Origin of the sequence: Dyella japonica DSM 16301, from assembly GCF_001010355.1 — a bacterium.
Classification (GTDB): domain Bacteria; phylum Pseudomonadota; class Gammaproteobacteria; order Xanthomonadales; family Rhodanobacteraceae; genus Dyella; species Dyella japonica.
In genome coordinates, this window is sequence record NZ_JPLA01000041.1 from 49702 (window position 1) to 67996 (window position 18295).

The window sequence follows — 18295 nt, forward strand, 5'->3', positions numbered from 1 at the left end:
GAAGCGGATCGAGAGGTTTTTCTGCACTGTCATCAGGTGCCACCTGTGCCGCGACGGGCGCGTGTAAGAAGTCGTGTGGTCCGTTAGTCATGCAGAACGGGACCGCACGATCGCATCAGCAGTTACGTGGCCTGTCGCGGCCTTTTTTTGCCACGCTCGCCAGCCTCGGGGCCGGCGGCATCGCGTGGTATGTCGCGTTGTCGCTGGGCAGCGCGTTGATCGGCAATTTCGCCGCGATCTGCCTGGTGCCGCTGGTGGAACCCGGGCAGCCCCTGCCATCGGGTTTTGGCTGGCTGGTGCGCGGGCGACCCGATACACAGGCCATCGCCTTCCTTGTTGCCTCCGCGGTGTTCGCCTTGTTGCGTTGGCAGGCCGCGCGCGTGGGAGCACGACTGAGCGGACGCTACGCGATGACGCTCAGACAGACGGTGCACGCTCGCCTGATCGATGCACGGCTGTCGTCGCTGTCCGATGCCACCTCGGCCGAGGTGGCCAATGTGCTCACCTACAATATCGAAGTCGTCACCCAGGGTTTCAACGCGCTGCTGCAGTTGCTGGTGGCCGGCATGACGGCCGCCGTGACGCTGGGCATGGCGCTGTGGCTGTCGCCGCCGCTGCTGCTGGCGGTGCCGTTCGTGGTGGCGTTCGCCTTGATTGCTGCGCGCATCACCAGTCGCGAGCAGGTGGTGGTGAGCCGCCAATACGTGGCTGACCTCACGCGCCTGTTCTGGCTCAGCGAGGATTTCCCGCGGCGCTGGCGGCATATCCGGTCCTTTGGCCGTGAAGACGCCGAGAAGGCGCATTACGCCGATATCGCGCAGCGGCTCGGCCGCGGCTATCGACGGCAGCAGGAGCTGATCGCGTCGGGTCGGCTGGTGCTGGAGATGCTGGCGGCGATCGGTATCGCGTCGATCTTCCTGATCGCCAATCAATGGCACGGCGTGGACCGCGCCGCCCTGATCGCGGTATGCCTGTTGCTGGGGCGCTTGCTGCCTTATCTGGTCTCCACCCGGCAAGGTTTCCAGCAGGTGCGTTCGTCCATTCCGGCGTTCGAACTGTGGCTGCGCCATGTGGGCATGGCTGCGGACCGGGCACCGGTGGCGGCAACCTCGGCGCGCTTGAACGAGCCATTGCATATCCATCAGCTTCGGCTTGAGCAGCCCACAGCCTTGGACCTGCGCGAACTCACCCTGGTGCCCGGCGAACTGACCCTGGTCTGCGGCGATTCGGGCATCGGCAAGAGCAGCCTGGTCGATGTACTGGCCGGCATGGTGACGCCCGCGCTGTTCCGTGCGCGGGCTGGCGGCAAGGCGATCGACTTCGCCAGCTACGCCGCCCTCGTGCGCAAGGCGGCCTACGTGAGCCAGAGCGTGCGGCCGTGGCAGATCACCGTGCGCGAATGTCTGTTGTGGGCGGCACCGGAGGCCACCGAGGCGATGATGCTGCAGGCGCTGGTCGACGTGGGTTTGGGCAAGCGCCTCGCCGATGCATCCACTGCGCTCGATACCACCTTGAACAGCTCGTCCAGCCGCCTGTCCGGCGGTGAGCTGCAGCGCTTGCTGCTGGCCCAGGTGTTGCTGCACGGGCCGTCCATCGCGCTGCTGGACGAGGCCACCAGCGCGCTGGACGCGGAGTCGGAACTGGCCGTGCTGTCCGTGCTGAAACGCCGCTTGTCGCAGACCGTGCTGATCGTGGTATCCCATCGCGCCGGCGTGGCCGCGGTGGCCGATCAATGCCTGGCGATCGCCGAGGGCAGCGCCACCGTGACCGTCGTGGAAGCCCCGAACGCTGCCGTTTCCTAAGCGTCGCCGACGACGCTCGACTTCGGCGGCATGGGTCCGAGAAACATGGCGCGTAGCCGCTCGATGCCGATCACGCGCGCCAGCTCGGCAAACACGCAGTAATTGAAGATCAACACCAGCAGCAGGATCTGGATCGCCAAGAAGTGGCTCCAGACCGTGTTGGTGAGTACGTCGTGATTGGCCGCGGCGAGCGTGTGCGTGTCTTTCCAGGACTCGTGCAGGCGTTCCAGGTAATGGATAAACGTGGCGACGATGGTGTAGATCACGGTCTTCCAGGCCGCATTCCAGATCAGCGGCTTCTCCGGAAAACGGTTGATGAAGGGCAGCATGTTGGCGAGCAGCACGGCCTTGCCCAGGATCAGCGCGGAAATCAGCACCGTGGCAAAGGTGGGCAGGGACAGGCCGGTGCCCCGCGTCAGCAACGCGCGTATCAGCAGCACGATATTGAGCATGACGAAAAAGAAGATGGTGGGCGGCAGCATCTTCAACATCTCGTGCTTGATTTTCGCCATCGTTCCCATGCTGTTCTCCGCCCGTTCGCCAGGCCGTGTGGGGAACGGGATTCGCCTGCGCTGGCGGCGTCCCGCGACGCTTCGACCCTGGCTATTTCATACGCTTGGATACGCAGGGTGCTAGCGAACATCTACGTGCATAAACCTAAGTAAATTCCCCTAGGTAGACGCAGATTCCGCCACGTCGTCGCAGACGACGCTGACCTACGCGCGATCTTCACGTCGGTTGCGCGCTTATTCCGCATGGGAAACCGGCGCGCGCACGCCGCGTCCGTGCGGCATCGGCGGGTTTCGCCGCGGGGGACTGGACATGCCTGATGGCCTGCAACCACGACGACTCATCACACCGCATGCGGAAGGAGCGTTGACATGGGTGCGACTGGCATGACCGGTGTCCCCACCGTGCTGGTGGTGGACGATGCCCCCGACAACCGGATGATCCTCTGCGAACTGCTGAAGCCGCTTTATCGGGTCATCGAGGCGCCGGATGGAGAGGCTGCCATGCACATGGCCGTCGCCGAACAGCCGGACATCATCCTGCTGGATGTGGTGATGCCCGGCATCTCGGGCTTCGATGTCTGCCGCCAGCTGAAGTCCCATGGCGAGACGCGCGGCATTCCGGTGATCTTCCTGACCTCGCTCAATGCGCCCGAGGACGAAACGCGCGGACTGGTGCTGGGCGGCGTCGACTACATCACCAAGCCGGTGAATCCACCGGTGGTGATGGCGCGCGTGGCCAATCACCTGCGGCTGCGGGCGGCGGCGGATTTCCTGCGCGACCAGAATGCCTTTCTCGAACAGGAGATCTCGCGTCGCACGCGCGAAGTGACGGCGATCCAGGAGGCCACCGTGGTCGCCCTCACCTCGCTGGCCGAAACACGCGACAACGAAACCGGCAACCACATCCGGCGCACGCAGCATTATGTGAAGGCGCTGGCGGACAGGCTGAAGGATCATCCGCGTTTCGCTGCGGCGCTGGACGAAGTCACCCGCCAGATGCTGTTCCAGTCGGCGCCGCTGCACGACATCGGCAAGATCGGCATACCCGATCGCATCCTGCTCAAGCAGGGACGCCTGACGCCGGAGGAATACGAGATCATGAAGACGCACACGACGCTGGGGCGCGATGCCTTGCAGCGGGCCGAGGAGCGTCTGACCACGCCGGTGTCGTTCCTGCACATCGCCAAGGAGATGGCCTATAGCCATCAGGAGCGCTGGGACGGCAGCGGCTATCCCGAGGGCCTCAAGGGGAATGCGATTCCCGTCGCGGCTCGCCTGATGGCGGTCGCGGACGTCTACGATGCCTTGATCAGCAAGCGCGTCTACAAGCAGGGCATGACGCACGAAGCGGCAACGGCCGCGATTGCCGCCAAGCGTGGGATCGATTTCGACCCCGACATCGTGGATGCCTTTCTTTCCATCCAGGACACGTTTCGCGAAATAGCCCATCGCTTTGCCGATGACGAGGCCTCCCACAGTGGTTCGGCGCATCACCTGGCGAGCTGACGCTACGCCATGAGCACGCTGCTTGAACGCCTGCAACGACAGCCTCTGCGTCGACGGCTGCAGCTGGGGTTTGGCGGCATTCTTCTGCTGATGATACTGCTGGGTGTGTACAGCCTCGGGGTACAGCATCTGCAGAAAGAGCAGATGCGCCGGCTCTACGAGCAGGACATGCAAGGCCTGCTGCATATCGAGGCGGCGCGCGCTGCTCTGGCCGACATGGGGCAGGATCTGCGGGAAGCCGTCTTCATGCGCCAGGGCCCGGGCCGCGCGGAGGCGCTGCACCAGCTGGCCGGTGCGCATACGCTGGTGCGGCGCGAAATCGAGTTGGCCAGGACGAGGATCTACCGCGACGCCATTGTGCGCAGCCTCGCCGAGTTCGAGCTCGCCTTCGCCGACTATGAGCGGCGGGTGGATACGATTGCCGAACTGCTGGAAACCAAGACGGACAGCGGACGCTCCGCCGCCGAACTGATGGTGTCGCCGGAATTTCAACGCGCCGACGAGGCAGCCAAACATGCGCTCGAGCGGGTCGAGCGCCTCAAGCGGGATGGGGCCGACGAAGAGGTCAAGAACGCCAACGCCCGCTACCTGTTCGGGGTGCAACTCACCGTCTGGCTGCTGGTCCTGGGGCTGGTCGCTGGCGTCCTGTTCGGCAGCCTGATCAGCCGTACCATCCGGCGACCTGCCACCGCTTTCCGACGCGCACTGGATTCGTTGAGCGCCGGGCGCCTGGATATCGCGGTGCCCTATACGGAGTATCCCAACGAAGCCGGCGATCTGGCGCGCGCCATCGTGACCCTGCGGGACGAGGCGCAACAGATGGCCGCACGGCGCTGGGTGAAGACGCACGTCGCAGCGATTGCCGGCGAGCTGCAGTCGCTGACCGAGCTGGATGCGCTGGCCCATCGCTTCCTCTGCGCACTGGCGCCCTTGCTGGCCATCAAGCATGGCGCGCTCTATATCTTCGAAGCGGGCATGCAGCGACTGCGTCTGACGGGCAGCTACGCCGCCGCCGATGCACGCGAGTTGGTCATGCTGGGCGAGGGGCTGGTTGGACAATGCGCGCTGGACGGCAAGACGCTCAGCCTGCGCGAGGTGCCGGCGGATTACCTCAAGATTGCCACCGGCCTGGGCGAGACCACACCCAACCACCTGGTGGTGATGGCTATCGTGCGTAACGATCGAGTGCTGGGCGTGGTGGAACTGGCCAGCCTGTCGTCGTTCAATGAGGCACAGCAGGAGCTGCTGGACGAATTGATGCCGCTGCTGGCGATGAATGTGGATCTGCTCGAACGCGCCGCGGATCTGCGCAGCCTGCTGGCCAGGAGCCAGGAACATGCGGAACTGGCCGCGCGACAGGCGACCACGCTCTCGGAGAAAACCAGGGAGCTGGAAGCCACGCAGCACGCCATCGAGGCCGCCCGTGCCTGGTATCGCGGGATCATCGAATCGGCACCCGACGGCATGATGATCGTCGATCAGGATGGGCGCATCCTGCTGGCCAACCCGCGTCTGGAAGCCATCTTCGGTTATGCCCACGGCGAACTCGACGGCGTCCTGGTGGAGCAGCTGGTGCCTGCGGGGATGGACCGCAGACACCTGGGGCTGCGCGGCGATTTCTTTGCCCAGGGCCTCAGTCGCAAGATGGGGCGCGGCAATGTCGATCTGCGCGGCCGGCGCAAGGATGGCAGCGAGTTGTCGGTGGAGATCAGCCTGTCCTTCCTGCCCGAACTGGACGGGCAGGGGCGCTGCGTCTGCGCCGCCGTGCGCGACGTGAGCGAGCGCCGCATGATGGAAATGGCGCTGGTGCAAAGCCAGGAGCGCCTGCAGAGCATCCTGGACAACTCGCCGATCAGCATTGCGGTCTCCACGCAGGGACGGATCTGCTTCGCCAATCCGAAATTCGTCGAGACCTTCGGCGCCGGGCTCGGCGACAGCACGGCGCCCATCTACGTGGAAACCGCGGCGCGTGCGCATATCTGGGCGACGCTGGAGCGCGAGGGCTCGGTGTCCAACCAGGAGATCCGCATGCACGATGCGCAGCGTCGCGAACGCGACATGGTCGCCACCTTCCTGCCGATCGACTTCGACGGCGAGGCGGGCGTGCTTGCCTGGTTGCTCGATGTCACCGAAGCGAGGGCGGCCGAAGCCGCCATCCGCCATGCCAAGGAAGTGGCCGAGGAGGCCACCCGGGCCAAGAGCGCCTTTCTGGCCAACATGAGTCATGAGATCCGCACGCCGATGAACGCCATCATCGGCATGAGCCATCTCGCCCTGGAATCGTCGCAGGATGTCAGGCAGCGTGGTTATCTGGAGAACATCCATCGATCCGCGGAAAACCTGCTGCGCATCATCAACGACATTCTCGACTTCTCGCGCATCGAAGCCGGCGCCATGAGCCTGGAGCGGGTGGCCTTCAACCTGGACGAGGTGATCGGTCAGGTCGCCGGCATCATCGGCCTCAAGGCGCAGGAGAAGGGGCTGGATCTGTTGTTCCAGTACGGTGCCGATCTGCCTCGGCATTGGCTCGGCGATCCGCTGCGGCTGGGCCAGATCCTGGTCAACCTTGGCAACAACGCGGTGAAATTCACCGAACGCGGCGCCATCGTGGTGGGCATCGACAAGGCGGGCGTGGAGGGCGAGGAGGTCATCCTGCATGCCCGTGTGCAGGACACCGGCATCGGCATGACCGAGGATCAGTGCCAGCGCATTTTCCATTCCTTCGTGCAGGCCGATTCGTCCACCACGCGAAAATACGGCGGCTCCGGGCTGGGTCTGGCGATCTCCAAGACGCTGGCGGAAATGATGGGCGGCACCATCTGGGTCGACAGCTCACCCGGACAGGGATCCACTTTCCACGTGGAGTTGCGCGTGGGCGTGGCGCCCGAAAGTGCGGGCGTGACGCCGTGGCTGGCGCCGCCAGGCACCCGCCTGCTCATCGTTGCCGGCAACGATCTGGCGAGGGGCGTGGTTGCCGGCATGGCACGCGGCCTGGGCTTCGAGGTGGAGGCGGTTGCCAGCGGCGAGCAGGCCGGGCAGCGCCTCGCCGATGCCCGCGAGACGGCGCGCCCCTACGGCATCGTGCTGGTCGATGCCCGCCTGCGCGACTTCCGTGCCTTTATGGAGCGAGTGCATCCACCCGCGCTTGCCTCGTCAGCGCAGCAGCTGCTGGTGATGGCTTTTGTCCATGGCGACGACGCGGCGATCGAAGCATCCTGCGCCCATGGCGTGCTGACCAAGCCAGTGACACCGAAGGGCTTGCGCGAGGCCTTGCAGAAGGCGCTTGCCCCACCGGGTGCGGATGTGGCCGCAACGACAGCTCAGCGCTCGCAACCTGACGTATCGCTCGCCGGCACCCGCGTGCTGCTGGTGGAGGACAACGAGCTCAATCGCGAACTGGCCACCGAGCTGCTGCGACGCGCGGGCATCGATGTGTTGACCGCCGTCAACGGACGCGAGGCGGTCGAGCGGCTCGCGCAAGATGCGAATGTCGACGGCGTGCTGATGGATTGCCAGATGCCGGTGATGGATGGCTACGCCGCCGCGCGGGCGATCCGCGAACAGCTGCATCTCACCTCGCTGCCCATCATCGCCATGACGGCCGATGCGCTGCCTGCCGACCGCGACAAAGCCATCGCGGCGGGCATGAACGACCACATCACCAAGCCGCTGCACATCCGCAATATGTTCGCCACCATGGCGCGTTGGATCAAACCACGGCAAACGGAGCAAGCATCGCCAGCACCCAAACAAGCGATAGCGGATTCGCCTTCGCTACCGGGCATCGACCAGGCGGCCGGGCTGCGCACCTGCGGTGACAACGCCTCGCTGTACCGGCGGCTGCTGCATCTTTTTCTCGAGGGCCATGCGCACTTCGAGCAATCATTCCGGCAGGCGACGCAGGGCGCGGATGCGTCCGCGGCCTATCGCATCGCCCATACGTTGCGCGGATCGGCAGCCAATATCGGCGCGATCGATGTGGCGGCCGCTGCCGGTGAGTTGCAGCAGGCCTGCAGGGAAGGGGCGCCGCCGGCCGAGATCGATCGCCTGCTGGGCAAGCTGACGAAGGCACTGGCTCCGGTGCTCGAGGGGCTGGCCCGATACGATCCGCCGCCGGCGATCTGAGTGGTTCAATGCAGACGCGGCTTGCCTTGCTGCGAGGCGAAGATCGCACGGTCCACGTCGGACTGGCTGCCCATGGCCTGTTCGGGCCACAGCGATGCATCGTCTTCCTGCAGCGCTTCATTCGGCAGCACGTGCACATCGACGGCATGCAGCCCACGCAGGATCTCGGTCACTTCTTCGATCTGGGCATCGTCGTCGATTTCCACCGTAAGCACGGCGAAGCCGATCTCCACTGCCGGCGGCAGGCTGGCCGGTTCGCGCAGATGATGCTGCCTGCCTTCGCGTTCGCCGCGGTGGCTGAGGCGCGACACCACGCTGGTCGGTGCACTGGCGCTTGCCGCGCAGCCACCCACGCTTTCATCGCACTGGACCACGCCTTTGCGGCGGGGAAGGCCGCGCGACATCAATTTGTCGAACGCGGAGGCCGCGCCGAACTGATTGCTGAACTTGGCAACGACAAGGGCGCTCATGGCTCTCTCCGGCAGGGATGGCTCGGCGCGCAAAGCCTTGCATGACAGGTGTTAACGGCGCGATGGCACGGTGTGACCGGGAGCGCATCAGCATGAGTGTCCACTGAATGTTTTCCCTTGTTGCGCAAAAGGATGACGCCAGCTCCACATCCCGTGGCTTAGACGTTGAGACACACTTGAACGGGATTCCGCCCCATGCCCGAGGCAAGAACGCGCAAGGCCGTTGCACGGGATAAGCGGCAAGGCAAATCGGCCAGTGAATCACTGCGCATCGCATCACCTCAGTTGACCCAACGCCCATGGAGGTAAGACATGGTTTTCTCGACCCGCAAGGTCTGTGCGCCGCTGGTGCTCGCATTGCTAGCCGTTGCCGGCTGCAGTCATCAGGGTGACGACAACGCCTCGACGCCGCCGCCCGCACCCGCCAGTACCGCAGCGGCGCCATCGCCGGCAACACCTGCCACGACGCCTGCGTCCAGCAGCAGCGCGATGACGCCCAGCCCCGCGTATCCGCAAAGTTCGCCGGCGCCGGCCGCGTCGACGCACTGACGGCGCCAACGCGATGACCACGCGATCCCGGTTTGCGGGATCGCGTGGTCTGCTGCTGCCGCGCGGCAGCTCAGGGTGTGCTTAGCGGCTGCTCCGGCGAGAGCTTCTGCGCCATCTGCAGATGATGCTTGAGTGTGGGCAGCGTCGAGCTTGCGAAAGCGGCGACATCCGGATCGCTGCTGTGCGAGGCGGAATCAAATAGCGCAATGGCTTTCTGGTGGCCACCCACCATGGCCGACGCATAGGCTTTGTCGAAATCGCCGCCGTTGAGCGACTGCAGCTTGTCCATCACGTTGGAGGGCTGCGGCTGCAGGACCACGTTGGCGTGCTTGCGATTGGCCAGCGCCGCCAGCTGCTTGTTGGCGGCGCTGTGATCTTTCACCAGCTGTTGGGCGAGATCCTTGATCTGCGGCGACGATGCCTTCTGCACCGCCAGTTGACCCATCTGCACTTCGGCCGCGCCATCGCTCGAGGCCTTGGTCAAGAACTCCTGGTCGGACACCGGGCTCTTGGCCGATGGCGACGCGCCCGTGGTGGCGGCCTGCGCCCACAGGTCGTTGCACACCGGCGCTGCGAGCAACAGCGCCGCGGCGATCAACAGAGACGGTTGTTTCATGGCTGCCACCTTGATCCGCATGGGAGTGGCGTGACCCTAGTGCCAGCGCATTCGCGGACGTGTGACACGCGTGTGTGCATCGCCTTGTCGTGCGCGTACCGTTGTCCAAACGTGGCATTCACGGCGGATGGACATGCCTGCCGTCGAAGTTGAACGTATCGAAACAGCAACGCCTTGCTGACGCGGCCATGACCTATGCGCCGACAACCAAGCCTACGCTAGTGACTTCTGTCACCGGAGCCTGGCCATGCCGACCGGTTTTCAATGCGCGTATCCACCCTGCCAGTGTTATGTGGAGAAGCGGGGCGAGTTCTGCAGTGCCCATTGCCGCCAGGCGCAGGCTTCGGGTCACCTGGAAGGCCAATGCCATTGCGGTCATCCCGCCTGCATGGGCCGCTCCGAGGAAGACCAGGACGGTTCGACCATTTGAACCTGCAAGGCCGCGACGTGGGTCGCGGCCTTGCCAGGGCGTTACGCTGCTTTCGGGAAGTCGAGCACCGTGTCGTTGACCCGGTTGACCATGTTGGTGAACAGAATCGCGCTGATGGCGAGGATGGCTTCGAGGATCTGTCGATCGGTGTAGCCGGCGTTCTTGACGCTGGCCACGGCCTCGGCGGACAGCGTGTTGCTGGTGGTGACCAGGGTCAGTGCAAACTTCGCCAGCGCATCGATCTTCGGGTTGCCTTCCAGTCCACCCTTGCGCAGCTGCTGGATCTGCTCGGCCGTGTAGCCAGCCATCTTGCCGGTCATGGTGTGCGCAGCCAGACAGTAGTCACACTGCGACGCTTCGCTCACGGCCAGGTTGATCGCTTCCAGTTCCAGCGCGGACAGCTCGCCTTGCTTCAGCACCGCGTTGGTCTGCAGCACATGGGCCAGCACGTTCGGCGCACTGCTGCCGACCGCGGCGTAAGCGTTGGGAACTTTGCCCATGGCCTTCTTGATGCCGGCGAAGAGGGCGGCCGAGGCTTCCGGGGCGTCGGCGAGGTTGGTGAGAGTGGTGAGACGGTTCATGACAGGTACTCCTGGATAAGGTGGTGAAACCGGTGTGGGAGAAGCTTGACCGTGTGAAAATGATAGGAACGAGGCCCGCCTTCGTCCGCACACGCGCGTCTCAACCTCTTGCTCCGGAGTCTCACGCCGATGGATGGTCTTGATCGCCTGGTCCACGCCATTGCACCCACCGGTTCGGTGGAGCTGCAATGCCGCTTTGCCGGGGAGTGGACGCTGGATCACCCGCCGTTGCCGCCGAACCATCTGCCGTACCACGTGATACTCAACGGCAGCGCCGAGCTGGAGATCGATGGCCAGACCACCGTGCTGGCGCCCGGCGATGTCTTGCTGTTTCCCTATGGCGATGCACACATCCTGCGCAGCGTCGTGGCCGACGCCGATGGTCGTCGACCGGTGCTGGAGAACCGCCGCAGCGCAAAGGGACGGGTCACCCTGATCGAACATGGCGGCGAGGGCCCCGCACTGGACATGCTGTGCGGTCAGTTCGAGCTATCGGGTGCGACAGATGCGTTGTGGACAGGCTTGCCCAAGGTCCTGCATGTGCGCACCGATCGCCGCGATGCACTGCTGGGGCTGATCCAGGTTCTGCGCGATGAAGCGGGGGGCACACTGCCCGGCGGCAGCGCCGTGATCGAGATGGTCACCGGTGCGATGTTCACGCTGATCCTGCGCAGCATGACGGCGAGCGGGCAATTGCAGCTGGGCATCCTCGGGCTGCTGGCCCATCCACGGATGGCCAGCGTGGTGGACGCGGTGCTGAAGGATCCGGCGCAGGCGTGGACGCTGCAAAGCCTGGCGGAGCTGGCCCATGTCTCGCGCGCCAGTTTTGCGCGGCACTTCAGCGAGATCAGCGCGATGACGCCGATGGAGTGGGTCAATGGCGTGCGACTGGCGGTGGCCGCGCAGTCCTTGCGCGCCGGCAGCTTGTCGGCGGGCAGGGCGGCGGAACTGGCCGGCTACGCCTCGGAAGCGGCGTTCGCGCGAGCCTTCAAGACTCGCTACGGCACACCGCCCGGGGCCTACGGCCGCATGCACGCACGCGACGCCAGCCGCGCCTCCTAGGCGGTGGTCAGCTCATCCACTTCCTGCGGCGTCGACTGTCGCCGGATCGCCTGCGGCGGCTGGCCGTAGGCGCGCAGGAACGCGCGGCGCATGCGTTCGCGATCGGCGAAGCCCACTTCGCGCGCCACCACTTCGACCGGATGGCGCGTCTGCTCCATCATCAGTCGCGCTGCTTCGAGGCGCAGATGCTCGACTGCCTTCGCCGGCGATTGCCCGGTTTCGGCGCGAAACGCGCGACTGAACTGGCGTGCGCTGAGGTTCGCCGCTGCCGCGAGTTCCTCCACGGACAGCGCCGATTGCAGATGGCTCTTGGCGTAAGTCAGCGCACTCTGGATGCGGTCCGACTTGGGCTCCAGTTCCAGCAGGGTGGAGAACTGCGACTGTCCGCCCGCGCGCCGGTGATACAGCACCAGCTTGCGCGCCACCTGCCGCGCGACTTCGGCACCCAGATCCTTCTCCACCATGGCCAGCGCCAGGTCGAGGCCGGCGCTCATGCCGGCCGAGGTCCAGATCGGCCCGTCGATGATGAAGATGCGGTCCTCTTCCACCAGCACCTTGGGAAAGCGTTCGGCCAGGTCGCGCGCGAGCAGCCAGTGCGTGGTGGCGCGGCGTCCATCGAGCAGGCCGGTTTCGGCCAGCAGGAATGCCCCGGTGCAGATCGCCGCGATGCGCCGGGTATGGGCGGGCGCTTCGCGGATGAAGTGGAGCAGGGCGGGCGTGGATTCGGGCACACCCACGCCGCCGCAGATCAGCAAGGTGTCGATCGGCTGCGTCGAAAACGGCTCGCTCTGCGTGGTCATGCCGAACGAGCTGCGGATGGTCGCGCCGCTTTCGGACAGAAAGCGCACGTCATAAACCGTCTCGCCCAGCTCGATATTGGCGAATTCGAAGGCCGACGCTGCTGCCAGACTCATCGCCTGGAACTCAGGAAACATCACAAAACCAATGACTTGCATGGCTTGGCCTCGCTATGGCCTAAAAGGTGGCATATACGACATTTAAGTCTTATGACGACGAGCATACAACGTTCTCCAGACGCCGGCATCCCGCCGGACGCTGTGGAGTATCGATATGACGACGCAAGCCAAGGGCACTGCCCTGATCACCGGCGCTTCCTCGGGCATTGGTGCCATTTACGCCGAGCGCCTGGCGCGCCGCGGCCATGACCTGATCCTGGTGGCGCGCAATCGCGAACGCCTGACCGAGCTGGCGCGCCGCCTTACCGACGCCACCGGCCGCTCCGTGCAGGTCTTTCCTGCCGACCTCAGCGATGCTGCTGATCTGGCCAAGGTGGAAGACTTGCTGCGCACCGACCGCAGCATCACCGTGCTGGTGAACAACGCCGGCTTCGGCGCCGCCACGCCGCTGCTGCAGTCGGATGTGGCGCGCATGTCCGAGATGATTTCGCTCAACGTCAATGCGCTCACGCGCCTGACCTATGCGGTGGTGCCCGGCCTGGTGGAGCGCGGCAAGGGCACGGTGATCAACATCGCCTCGATCGTGGCGGTGGCGCCGGAGCTGCTCAACGGCGTGTACGGCGGCAGCAAGGCCTATGTGCTGGCATTCACCCGTTCACTGCAGCACGAACTTGCAGACAAGGGCGTGCGCGTGCAGGCCGTGCTGCCGGGCGCTACCGCGACCGAATTCTGGGATGTGCTCGGCCATCCGGTCACCAACCTGCCGCCGTCGTGGGTGATGTCGGCTGCCGATATGGTGGACGCCGCGCTGGCCGGTCTCGACCAGGGCGAGGTGTATACCGTGCCGGCCCTGCCCGATGCGGGCGACTGGAGCGCCTATGAAGATGCGCGACAGAAGCTGATGCCCAACCTGTCGCATGCGCAGCCTGCGTCGCGCTACGGTGTAGCCAAGGCCTGAAGCGCTGATTCTTCCGCTCGATGGAAGACTGCCTGCCGGCGCTGACGGTTTCGAGGTGACATACGGGGCGCGTAAAGTCCCGTATGTCCCCAAAGAGCCAGGAGTGGTCCGTCATGGCGAATGCCGCGTCTTCATCATTGCTCCGTGCGATCGGCATGAGCGTGCCCATCATCCAGGCCCCGATGGCCGGCATTTCGTCGCCGGCCATGGCGGCGGCGGTGAGCGACAGCGGCGGCCTGGGTTCGCTGGGTGCGGGCGCCATGACGGCGGCCAAGGCGCGCGACGCGATTCACGCGTTTCGCCAGCTCAGCAAGGGCCCGCTCAACGTGAATCTGTTCGTGCATCGGCCGGCTCACGCCGATGCCGCGAAGCAGGCAGCGTGGATTGCACGGCTCGCACCGGAGTTCCAACGCTTCGGGGCGACGCCGCCATCGTCGCTGGGCGAGATCTACACGTCCTTCCTGGTCGACAACGACATGCTCGCCATGCTGGTGGCCGAACGGCCGGCCGTGGTGAGTTTTCATTTTGGTCTGCCCACGGCAGAACAGCTCAAGGCGCTGCGCGGTGCCGGCATTTACTTGATGGCCTCCGCCACCGATGTGCGCGAAGCCAAGGCCATCGAAGCGGCCGGCATCGACGCGGTGATTGCGCAGGGCTACGAAGCGGGTGGTCATCGCGGGATGTTCGATCCCGACGCTGAGGACAGCCAGCTGGGCACGTTAGCCTTGACCCGCCTGCTGGTGGAAAACGTGCGCATACCCGTGATCGCCGCGGGTGGCATCATGGACGGCGCGGGCATCGCTGCGGTGCTCAAGCTGGGCGCAGCGGCGGCGCAACTGGGTACCGCATTTGTCTCCACCGACGAATCCCTCGCCGATGCCGGCTATCGCAAGGCGCTGGCCAGCGATGCCGCCCACGCGACCGTGATGACGCGCGCCGTCTCTGGTCGCCCGGCGCGCAGCCTGGCAAGTCTGTTCACGCGACTTGGGGCGAGCGTGCCCGACGCCGACATTCCCGACTATCCCATCGCCTATGACGCAGGCAAGGCGCTGAATGCGGCAGGGCGCGCCGCCGGTGAGGCTGGCTATGGCGCACACTGGGCCGGGCAGGGTGCGCCACTGGCGCGCGCCATGTCCACGCGGTCGCTGATGCAAGTGTTGATCGGCGAATGGCGGCAGGCCACCGGCTGAGCGGGGCGGCCCGCCGCTGCTAGCCGCGATCCGAACAGTTGTAGGACACTTTCCCGACCCCGGTTTTCGCGCTGACAGGCAAGGCTCGTCCTATGGATCGTATCGATGCCATGAAGGTGTTCGTCGCCGCACTGGACGAGGGCAGCCTCGCCGGCGCGAGCCGCAAGACCGGGCGTTCCGCGGCGGCGGTGAGTCGCGCCATCGCGTTTCTCGAAGACCACGTGGGCGTGCCCTTGCTGCACCGGACCACGCGCTCGATCAAGTTGAGCGAAGCAGGCGAGCGCTACGCCATCGCCTGCCGCAAGCTGCTGGCGGATCTTGAGGAAGCCGATCGCAATGCGGCCGGCGAACGCTCGGTGCCGCGCGGCACGCTGACCATTTCCGCCACGGTGTTTTCCGGCGTGGAAATCCTGCGCCCCATCGTCGACGCCTTCATGGACGAATACCCTACCGTGAATGTGCGGCTGCATCTGCTCGAACGGCCGGTCAACCTGGTCGAAGAAGGCATGGACCTGGCCCTGCGCATCACCCATCTGTCCGACTCCACCCTGGTGGCGCATCCCATCGGCGAAGTGCGGCGAGTGATCGTGGCGTCGCCGCGCTACCTGGCCACGCATCCGCACATTGCCGGCATCGCCGATCTGGGCAAGCAGCAGATCATCGCGATGGAGAACATGGGCATGGATTCGTGGAGTTTTCCGCCGCTGGAAGGCTCCTCGGTGTCGCGCTCGGTGTCGTTCACCGCGCGACTGGTGGTCAACAATATCCGCGCGGCGATCGAATCGGCGGTGGACGGCTACGGCGTGACGCGCCTGCTGTCCTACCACGTGGCGCCGGAAATCAAGCAGGGCAAGTTGCAGGTGCTGCTGGCCGATGAGGAGCCAGCGCCGTTCCCCGTCAACATCGTGTCGCCGTACGGGCGCCTTGCCGTGCCCAAGGTGAGGGCCTTCGTCGACTTCGCCTTGCCGCGCCTGCGCGCGCGCTTCGCCTGCCTGGCCAAGGACGCCGCATCGGCGCCTCAGGCCCCCATTCAACCGCCACGCGGAAGAGTGTCTGCCGAGTAGCAGGAATTCTCCAACGCCTGTTGGGCTCCTAAATTGTGGGTGTCGGCAAACACAGCCGATCAGTCTTGAACTGAATCCCCCATCCCAATCTGGAGTAAACCCTCATGAGCAATCAGCAGAAAGTCGCCGTCATCACCGGTGCGTCGCAGGGCATTGGCGCGGGCCTGGTCAAGGCGTTCCGTGACCGGAATTACCGCGTGATCGCCAACTCGCGTTCTATCAAGCCGTCCAGCGATCCGGACGTGATCACGGTGGCCGGCGATATCGGCGACCGCGCCGTCGCCAAGCGCGTGGTGGAAGAAGCGATCAAGCATTTTGGTCGCATTGACACGCTGGTGAACAATGCCGGCATCTTCACCGCCAAGCCGTTCACCGCGTTCACCGAGCAGGACTACGCCGACAATATCTCGGTCAACCTCAACGGTTTCTTCCACATCACGCAGTTCGCCATCGCCGAGATGGAGAAGCAGCGCAGCGGCCACATCGTCAACATCACCACCAGCCTGGTCGACCACGCCATCGACGGCGTGCCGTCGGTGCTCGCTTCGCTCACCAAGGGCGGCCTGAACGCTGCTACGCGCTCGCTGGCGATCGAATACGCCAAGCGCGGCATCCGCGTGAACGCCGTGGCCCCGGGCGTGATCAAGACCCCGATGCATGGCGTGGAAACGCACGCTGCGCTGGCAGGCCTGCATCCGGTGGGCCGCATGGGCGAGATCTCCGACATCACCGACGCGGTGATCTACCTCGACAACGCCGGCTTCGTCACTGGCGAAATCCTGCACGTCGACGGTGGCCAGGCCGCCGGTCACTAAGTCGTCACGAGGGGTGGACAAACGTCCATCCCTGGTCGTTGCAGCGGGGTGGAACTGTGTCCACCCCGCCTTACTTCAAGGAGAACACCATGCCGATCGTGAACATCAAGGTGACCCGCGAGGGTTCTGCGCCGGGTCGCAGCGCAGTGACCGCGGAAGAGAAGGCGCTGCTGATCAAGGGCGTCAGCCAGCTGCTGCTGGACGTGCTGCACAAGCCGCTGGATTCGACCTTCGTCGTCATCGATGAGGTCGAGATGGAGAACTGGGGCTGGGGCGGCTTGCCGGCTGCCGAGTTCCGAGCGCAACGCGCTGCGGAAAAGAAATAACGGTCGCGATGGCGCGATTGATCGCGCCATCGCGGAACATCTGCGCCTTGTCGCCGATGCCACGCCATCGAAGTGAACGCATGTCTGCCCAGATCGTTGCCACCCAGCCTTCCATTGAAGTGAATCGTGTCGCCGCCAGCTATGCCGAACGCAACGAGGCGTACTGGAAGCGCAATCTCGCCATCGCGGTGTTCGGTTCGTTCACCACCTTGGTGAGCCTGAGCATGCTGTTGCCGTTCCTGCCGCTCTACGTGGAGCAGCTGGGCGCGCGTACACCATCTGCCATCGTGCAGTGGTCCGGCATCGCTTTTGGCGCGACCTTCCTGGGCACCGCGCTGACCGCGCCGTTATGGGGTCATCTGGCCGATCGTTACGGCCGCAAGCCCATGCTGGTGCGTGCGGCGATCGGCATGGCGGTGGTGATGTCGCTGATCGGCACCGCGCACACCGTCACGCAACTGGTGCTGCTGCGTCTGGTGGCGGGGCTGGTGGGCGGCTATGCGTCGGCAGCCACCGTGATGGTCGGCACGCAGGCGCCGCGCGAGCGATCGGGTTGGGCGTTGGGCGTGCTGTCGATCGGCGCGCTGTCCGGCAGCCTGATTGGTCCGCTGGTGGGCGGTTTCCTGCCTGATCTTGTCGGTATTCGCGGCACGTTCTTCGTGGGCGGCGGCGTGATTGCCGTGGCGGCCCTGGTCACGATCTTTTTCGTACGCGAAGACTTCAACCATGAGTGGGATACCCGGCCACCGCCGGGCGGCAGCGACGATGCCACCGGCATGGCGCACAAGGGGCTGATCGTCACCCTGCTGGTGACCGCCATGATGGTGCTGCTCGCCAATATGTCGATCGAGCCCATCATCACCGTCTATATCGCCCAGCTTGGCGTGCCGCACGAACATCTCGCGCGCATGGCCGGCATCGTGATGGCCGCCTCCGCCTTCGGCAGCATGCTCACCTCAGCACGGCTTGGATCCCTGGCCGATCGTGTGGGCAGCAACAAGGTCATCATCGGATGTCTGCTGGTCACTGCGCTGCTGATGGTGCCGCAGGCCTTTGTCACGCAGTGGTGGCAGCTGGCGGTGCTGCGTGGCCTGATGGGCATGTCGATGGCCGGCATGCTGCCCGCGGTGGCCAAGGGTGTGCGCGCCCTGGTGGAGGATCGCAAGACCGGCAAGACCCTGGGCTATCTGCAGTCCGCGCAATTCGCGGGTCAGGTGATCGGGCCGCTGATCGGCGGCCAGATCGGTGCCTGGGTGGGCCTGCGCGATGTGTTCTTCGTCACCGCCGTGCTGCTGGTGCTGTGCGCCTGGTTGAACCGCTGGGCAAATCGCCAGGATACGAGCCTGCTCGCGCCGCATCGGGCCGGGTAACG

Annotated in this window: 17 protein-coding genes; 12 read left to right on the plus strand and 5 right to left on the minus strand. The window is 65.2% G+C overall.

Features of this window, described 5'->3' with window-relative positions:
* The first annotated feature begins 89 nt into the window (after positions 1 to 89).
* Positions 90 to 1802, plus strand: coding sequence for an ATP-binding cassette domain-containing protein (locus Y882_RS13865; protein WP_052950006.1), 1713 nt, complete (start codon positions 90 to 92; stop codon positions 1800 to 1802).
* Here the strand turns inward: Y882_RS13865 and Y882_RS13870 are convergent.
* Complete coding sequence (locus Y882_RS13870; protein ID WP_244466345.1) at positions 1799 to 2314, minus strand: hypothetical protein; 516 nt, start codon at positions 2312 to 2314, stop codon at positions 1799 to 1801. The genes Y882_RS13865 and Y882_RS13870 overlap by 4 nt on opposite strands.
* Positions 2315 to 2683: 369 nt before the next feature.
* On the opposite strand from Y882_RS13870, the gene Y882_RS13875 reads away from it, so the two are divergent.
* Positions 2684 to 3820, plus strand: coding sequence for a response regulator (locus tag Y882_RS13875; protein ID WP_046972526.1), 1137 nt, complete (start codon positions 2684 to 2686; stop codon positions 3818 to 3820).
* Between the two features lie 9 nt (positions 3821 to 3829).
* Positions 3830 to 7945 (plus strand): PAS domain S-box protein, encoded by a 4116-nt coding sequence (locus Y882_RS13880; protein ID WP_052950008.1) that lies wholly within the window; start codon positions 3830 to 3832, stop codon positions 7943 to 7945.
* Positions 7946 to 7950: 5 nt separating this feature from the next.
* On the opposite strand, the gene Y882_RS13885 is transcribed toward Y882_RS13880, so the two are convergent.
* Positions 7951 to 8415 (minus strand): hypothetical protein, encoded by a 465-nt coding sequence (locus tag Y882_RS13885; RefSeq protein WP_046972527.1) that lies wholly within the window; start codon positions 8413 to 8415, stop codon positions 7951 to 7953.
* A 312-nt stretch (positions 8416 to 8727) separates the two neighbouring features.
* Here Y882_RS13885 and Y882_RS20090 point away from each other — a divergent pair, with 312 nt between their 5' ends.
* A complete protein-coding gene (locus Y882_RS20090) occupies positions 8728 to 8964 on the plus strand; it encodes a hypothetical protein (RefSeq protein ID WP_156171476.1) in 237 nt (78 codons plus the stop codon).
* 70 nt (positions 8965 to 9034) lie between these two features.
* Here the strand turns inward: Y882_RS20090 and Y882_RS13890 are convergent, their stop codons facing one another.
* Positions 9035 to 9580, minus strand: a complete 546-nt coding sequence (locus Y882_RS13890; protein ID WP_046972598.1) for a DUF4142 domain-containing protein — start codon at positions 9578 to 9580, stop codon at positions 9035 to 9037.
* A 247-nt stretch (positions 9581 to 9827) separates the two neighbouring features.
* Here Y882_RS13890 and Y882_RS20095 point away from each other — a divergent pair, with 247 nt between their 5' ends.
* Positions 9828 to 10010 (plus strand): conjugal transfer protein TrbI, encoded by a 183-nt coding sequence (locus Y882_RS20095; RefSeq protein ID WP_156171477.1) that lies wholly within the window; start codon positions 9828 to 9830, stop codon positions 10008 to 10010.
* A gap of 41 nt (positions 10011 to 10051) precedes the next feature.
* Here Y882_RS20095 and Y882_RS13895 read toward each other — a convergent pair whose 3' ends face one another.
* Positions 10052 to 10591, minus strand: a complete 540-nt coding sequence (locus Y882_RS13895) for a carboxymuconolactone decarboxylase family protein (protein ID WP_046972528.1) — start codon at positions 10589 to 10591, stop codon at positions 10052 to 10054.
* Between the two features lie 129 nt (positions 10592 to 10720).
* On the opposite strand from Y882_RS13895, the gene Y882_RS13900 reads away from it, so the two are divergent.
* Positions 10721 to 11653 carry an AraC family transcriptional regulator gene (locus Y882_RS13900; RefSeq protein ID WP_046972529.1) on the plus strand — a complete coding sequence of 311 codons (933 nt, stop codon included), beginning with the start codon at positions 10721 to 10723 and terminating at the stop codon, positions 11651 to 11653.
* Here the strand turns inward: Y882_RS13900 and Y882_RS13905 are convergent.
* On the minus strand, positions 11650 to 12609 hold the full coding sequence (locus Y882_RS13905) for a GlxA family transcriptional regulator (protein WP_046972530.1): 960 nt from the start codon (positions 12607 to 12609) through the stop codon (positions 11650 to 11652). The two genes, Y882_RS13900 and Y882_RS13905, sit on opposite strands and share 4 nt — an antisense overlap.
* A gap of 115 nt (positions 12610 to 12724) precedes the next feature.
* On the opposite strand from Y882_RS13905, the gene Y882_RS13910 reads away from it, so the two are divergent.
* The 6 genes from Y882_RS13910 (at position 12725) to Y882_RS13935 (ending at position 18293) form a co-directional block, all read left to right on the plus strand.
* Positions 12725 to 13528: an SDR family NAD(P)-dependent oxidoreductase gene (locus Y882_RS13910; RefSeq protein ID WP_046972531.1), complete on the plus strand. Its 804-nt coding sequence runs from the start codon at positions 12725 to 12727 to the stop codon at positions 13526 to 13528.
* A 155-nt stretch (positions 13529 to 13683) separates the two neighbouring features.
* Entirely contained in the window at positions 13684 to 14718 is a 1035-nt protein-coding gene (locus Y882_RS13915; RefSeq protein WP_244466346.1) for an NAD(P)H-dependent flavin oxidoreductase, read from the plus strand.
* Positions 14719 to 14810: 92 nt separating this feature from the next.
* Entirely contained in the window at positions 14811 to 15782 is a 972-nt protein-coding gene (locus tag Y882_RS13920; RefSeq protein ID WP_046972533.1) for a LysR family transcriptional regulator, read from the plus strand.
* A gap of 104 nt (positions 15783 to 15886) precedes the next feature.
* Positions 15887 to 16597 carry an SDR family NAD(P)-dependent oxidoreductase gene (locus Y882_RS13925; protein ID WP_046972534.1) on the plus strand — a complete coding sequence of 237 codons (711 nt, stop codon included), beginning with the start codon at positions 15887 to 15889 and terminating at the stop codon, positions 16595 to 16597.
* An 89-nt stretch (positions 16598 to 16686) separates the two neighbouring features.
* A complete protein-coding gene (locus Y882_RS13930) occupies positions 16687 to 16923 on the plus strand; it encodes a tautomerase family protein (RefSeq protein ID WP_046972535.1) in 237 nt (78 codons plus the stop codon).
* An 80-nt stretch (positions 16924 to 17003) separates the two neighbouring features.
* The gene (locus tag Y882_RS13935; protein ID WP_046972536.1) at positions 17004 to 18293 is read left to right on the plus strand and encodes an MFS transporter; all 1290 of its coding nucleotides are present in this window, start codon (positions 17004 to 17006) and stop codon (positions 18291 to 18293) included.
* Positions 18294 to 18295 lie beyond the last annotated feature (2 nt).

Bases quoted from the DNA above. Each gene is read 5' to 3' on its own strand.
- Y882_RS13900 (WP_046972529.1), top strand. From the start codon at position 10,721: ATGGATGGTCTTGATCGCCTGGTCCACGCCATTGCACCCACCGGTTCG.
- Y882_RS13905 (WP_046972530.1), bottom strand. From the start codon at position 12,609: ATGCAAGTCATTGGTTTTGTGATGTTTCCTGAGTTCCAGGCGATGAGT.
- Y882_RS13935 (WP_046972536.1), top strand. From the start codon at position 17,004: ATGTCTGCCCAGATCGTTGCCACCCAGCCTTCCATTGAAGTGAATCGT.
- Y882_RS13895 (WP_046972528.1), bottom strand. From the start codon at position 10,591: ATGAACCGTCTCACCACTCTCACCAACCTCGCCGACGCCCCGGAAGCC.
- Y882_RS20090 (WP_156171476.1), top strand. From the start codon at position 8,728: ATGGTTTTCTCGACCCGCAAGGTCTGTGCGCCGCTGGTGCTCGCATTG.
- Y882_RS13925 (WP_046972534.1), top strand. From the start codon at position 15,887: ATGAGCAATCAGCAGAAAGTCGCCGTCATCACCGGTGCGTCGCAGGGC.
- Y882_RS13885 (WP_046972527.1), bottom strand. From the start codon at position 8,415: ATGAGCGCCCTTGTCGTTGCCAAGTTCAGCAATCAGTTCGGCGCGGCC.
- Y882_RS13890 (WP_046972598.1), bottom strand. From the start codon at position 9,580: ATGAAACAACCGTCTCTGTTGATCGCCGCGGCGCTGTTGCTCGCAGCG.
- Y882_RS20095 (WP_156171477.1), top strand. From the start codon at position 9,828: ATGCCGACCGGTTTTCAATGCGCGTATCCACCCTGCCAGTGTTATGTG.
- Y882_RS13920 (WP_046972533.1), top strand. From the start codon at position 14,811: ATGGATCGTATCGATGCCATGAAGGTGTTCGTCGCCGCACTGGACGAG.
- Y882_RS13915 (WP_244466346.1), top strand. From the start codon at position 13,684: ATGAGCGTGCCCATCATCCAGGCCCCGATGGCCGGCATTTCGTCGCCG.
- Y882_RS13875 (WP_046972526.1), top strand. From the start codon at position 2,684: ATGGGTGCGACTGGCATGACCGGTGTCCCCACCGTGCTGGTGGTGGAC.
- Y882_RS13910 (WP_046972531.1), top strand. From the start codon at position 12,725: ATGACGACGCAAGCCAAGGGCACTGCCCTGATCACCGGCGCTTCCTCG.
- Y882_RS13930 (WP_046972535.1), top strand. From the start codon at position 16,687: ATGCCGATCGTGAACATCAAGGTGACCCGCGAGGGTTCTGCGCCGGGT.
- Y882_RS13870 (WP_244466345.1), bottom strand. From the start codon at position 2,314: ATGGCGAAAATCAAGCACGAGATGTTGAAGATGCTGCCGCCCACCATC.
- Y882_RS13880 (WP_052950008.1), top strand. From the start codon at position 3,830: ATGAGCACGCTGCTTGAACGCCTGCAACGACAGCCTCTGCGTCGACGG.
- Y882_RS13865 (WP_052950006.1), top strand. From the start codon at position 90: ATGCAGAACGGGACCGCACGATCGCATCAGCAGTTACGTGGCCTGTCG.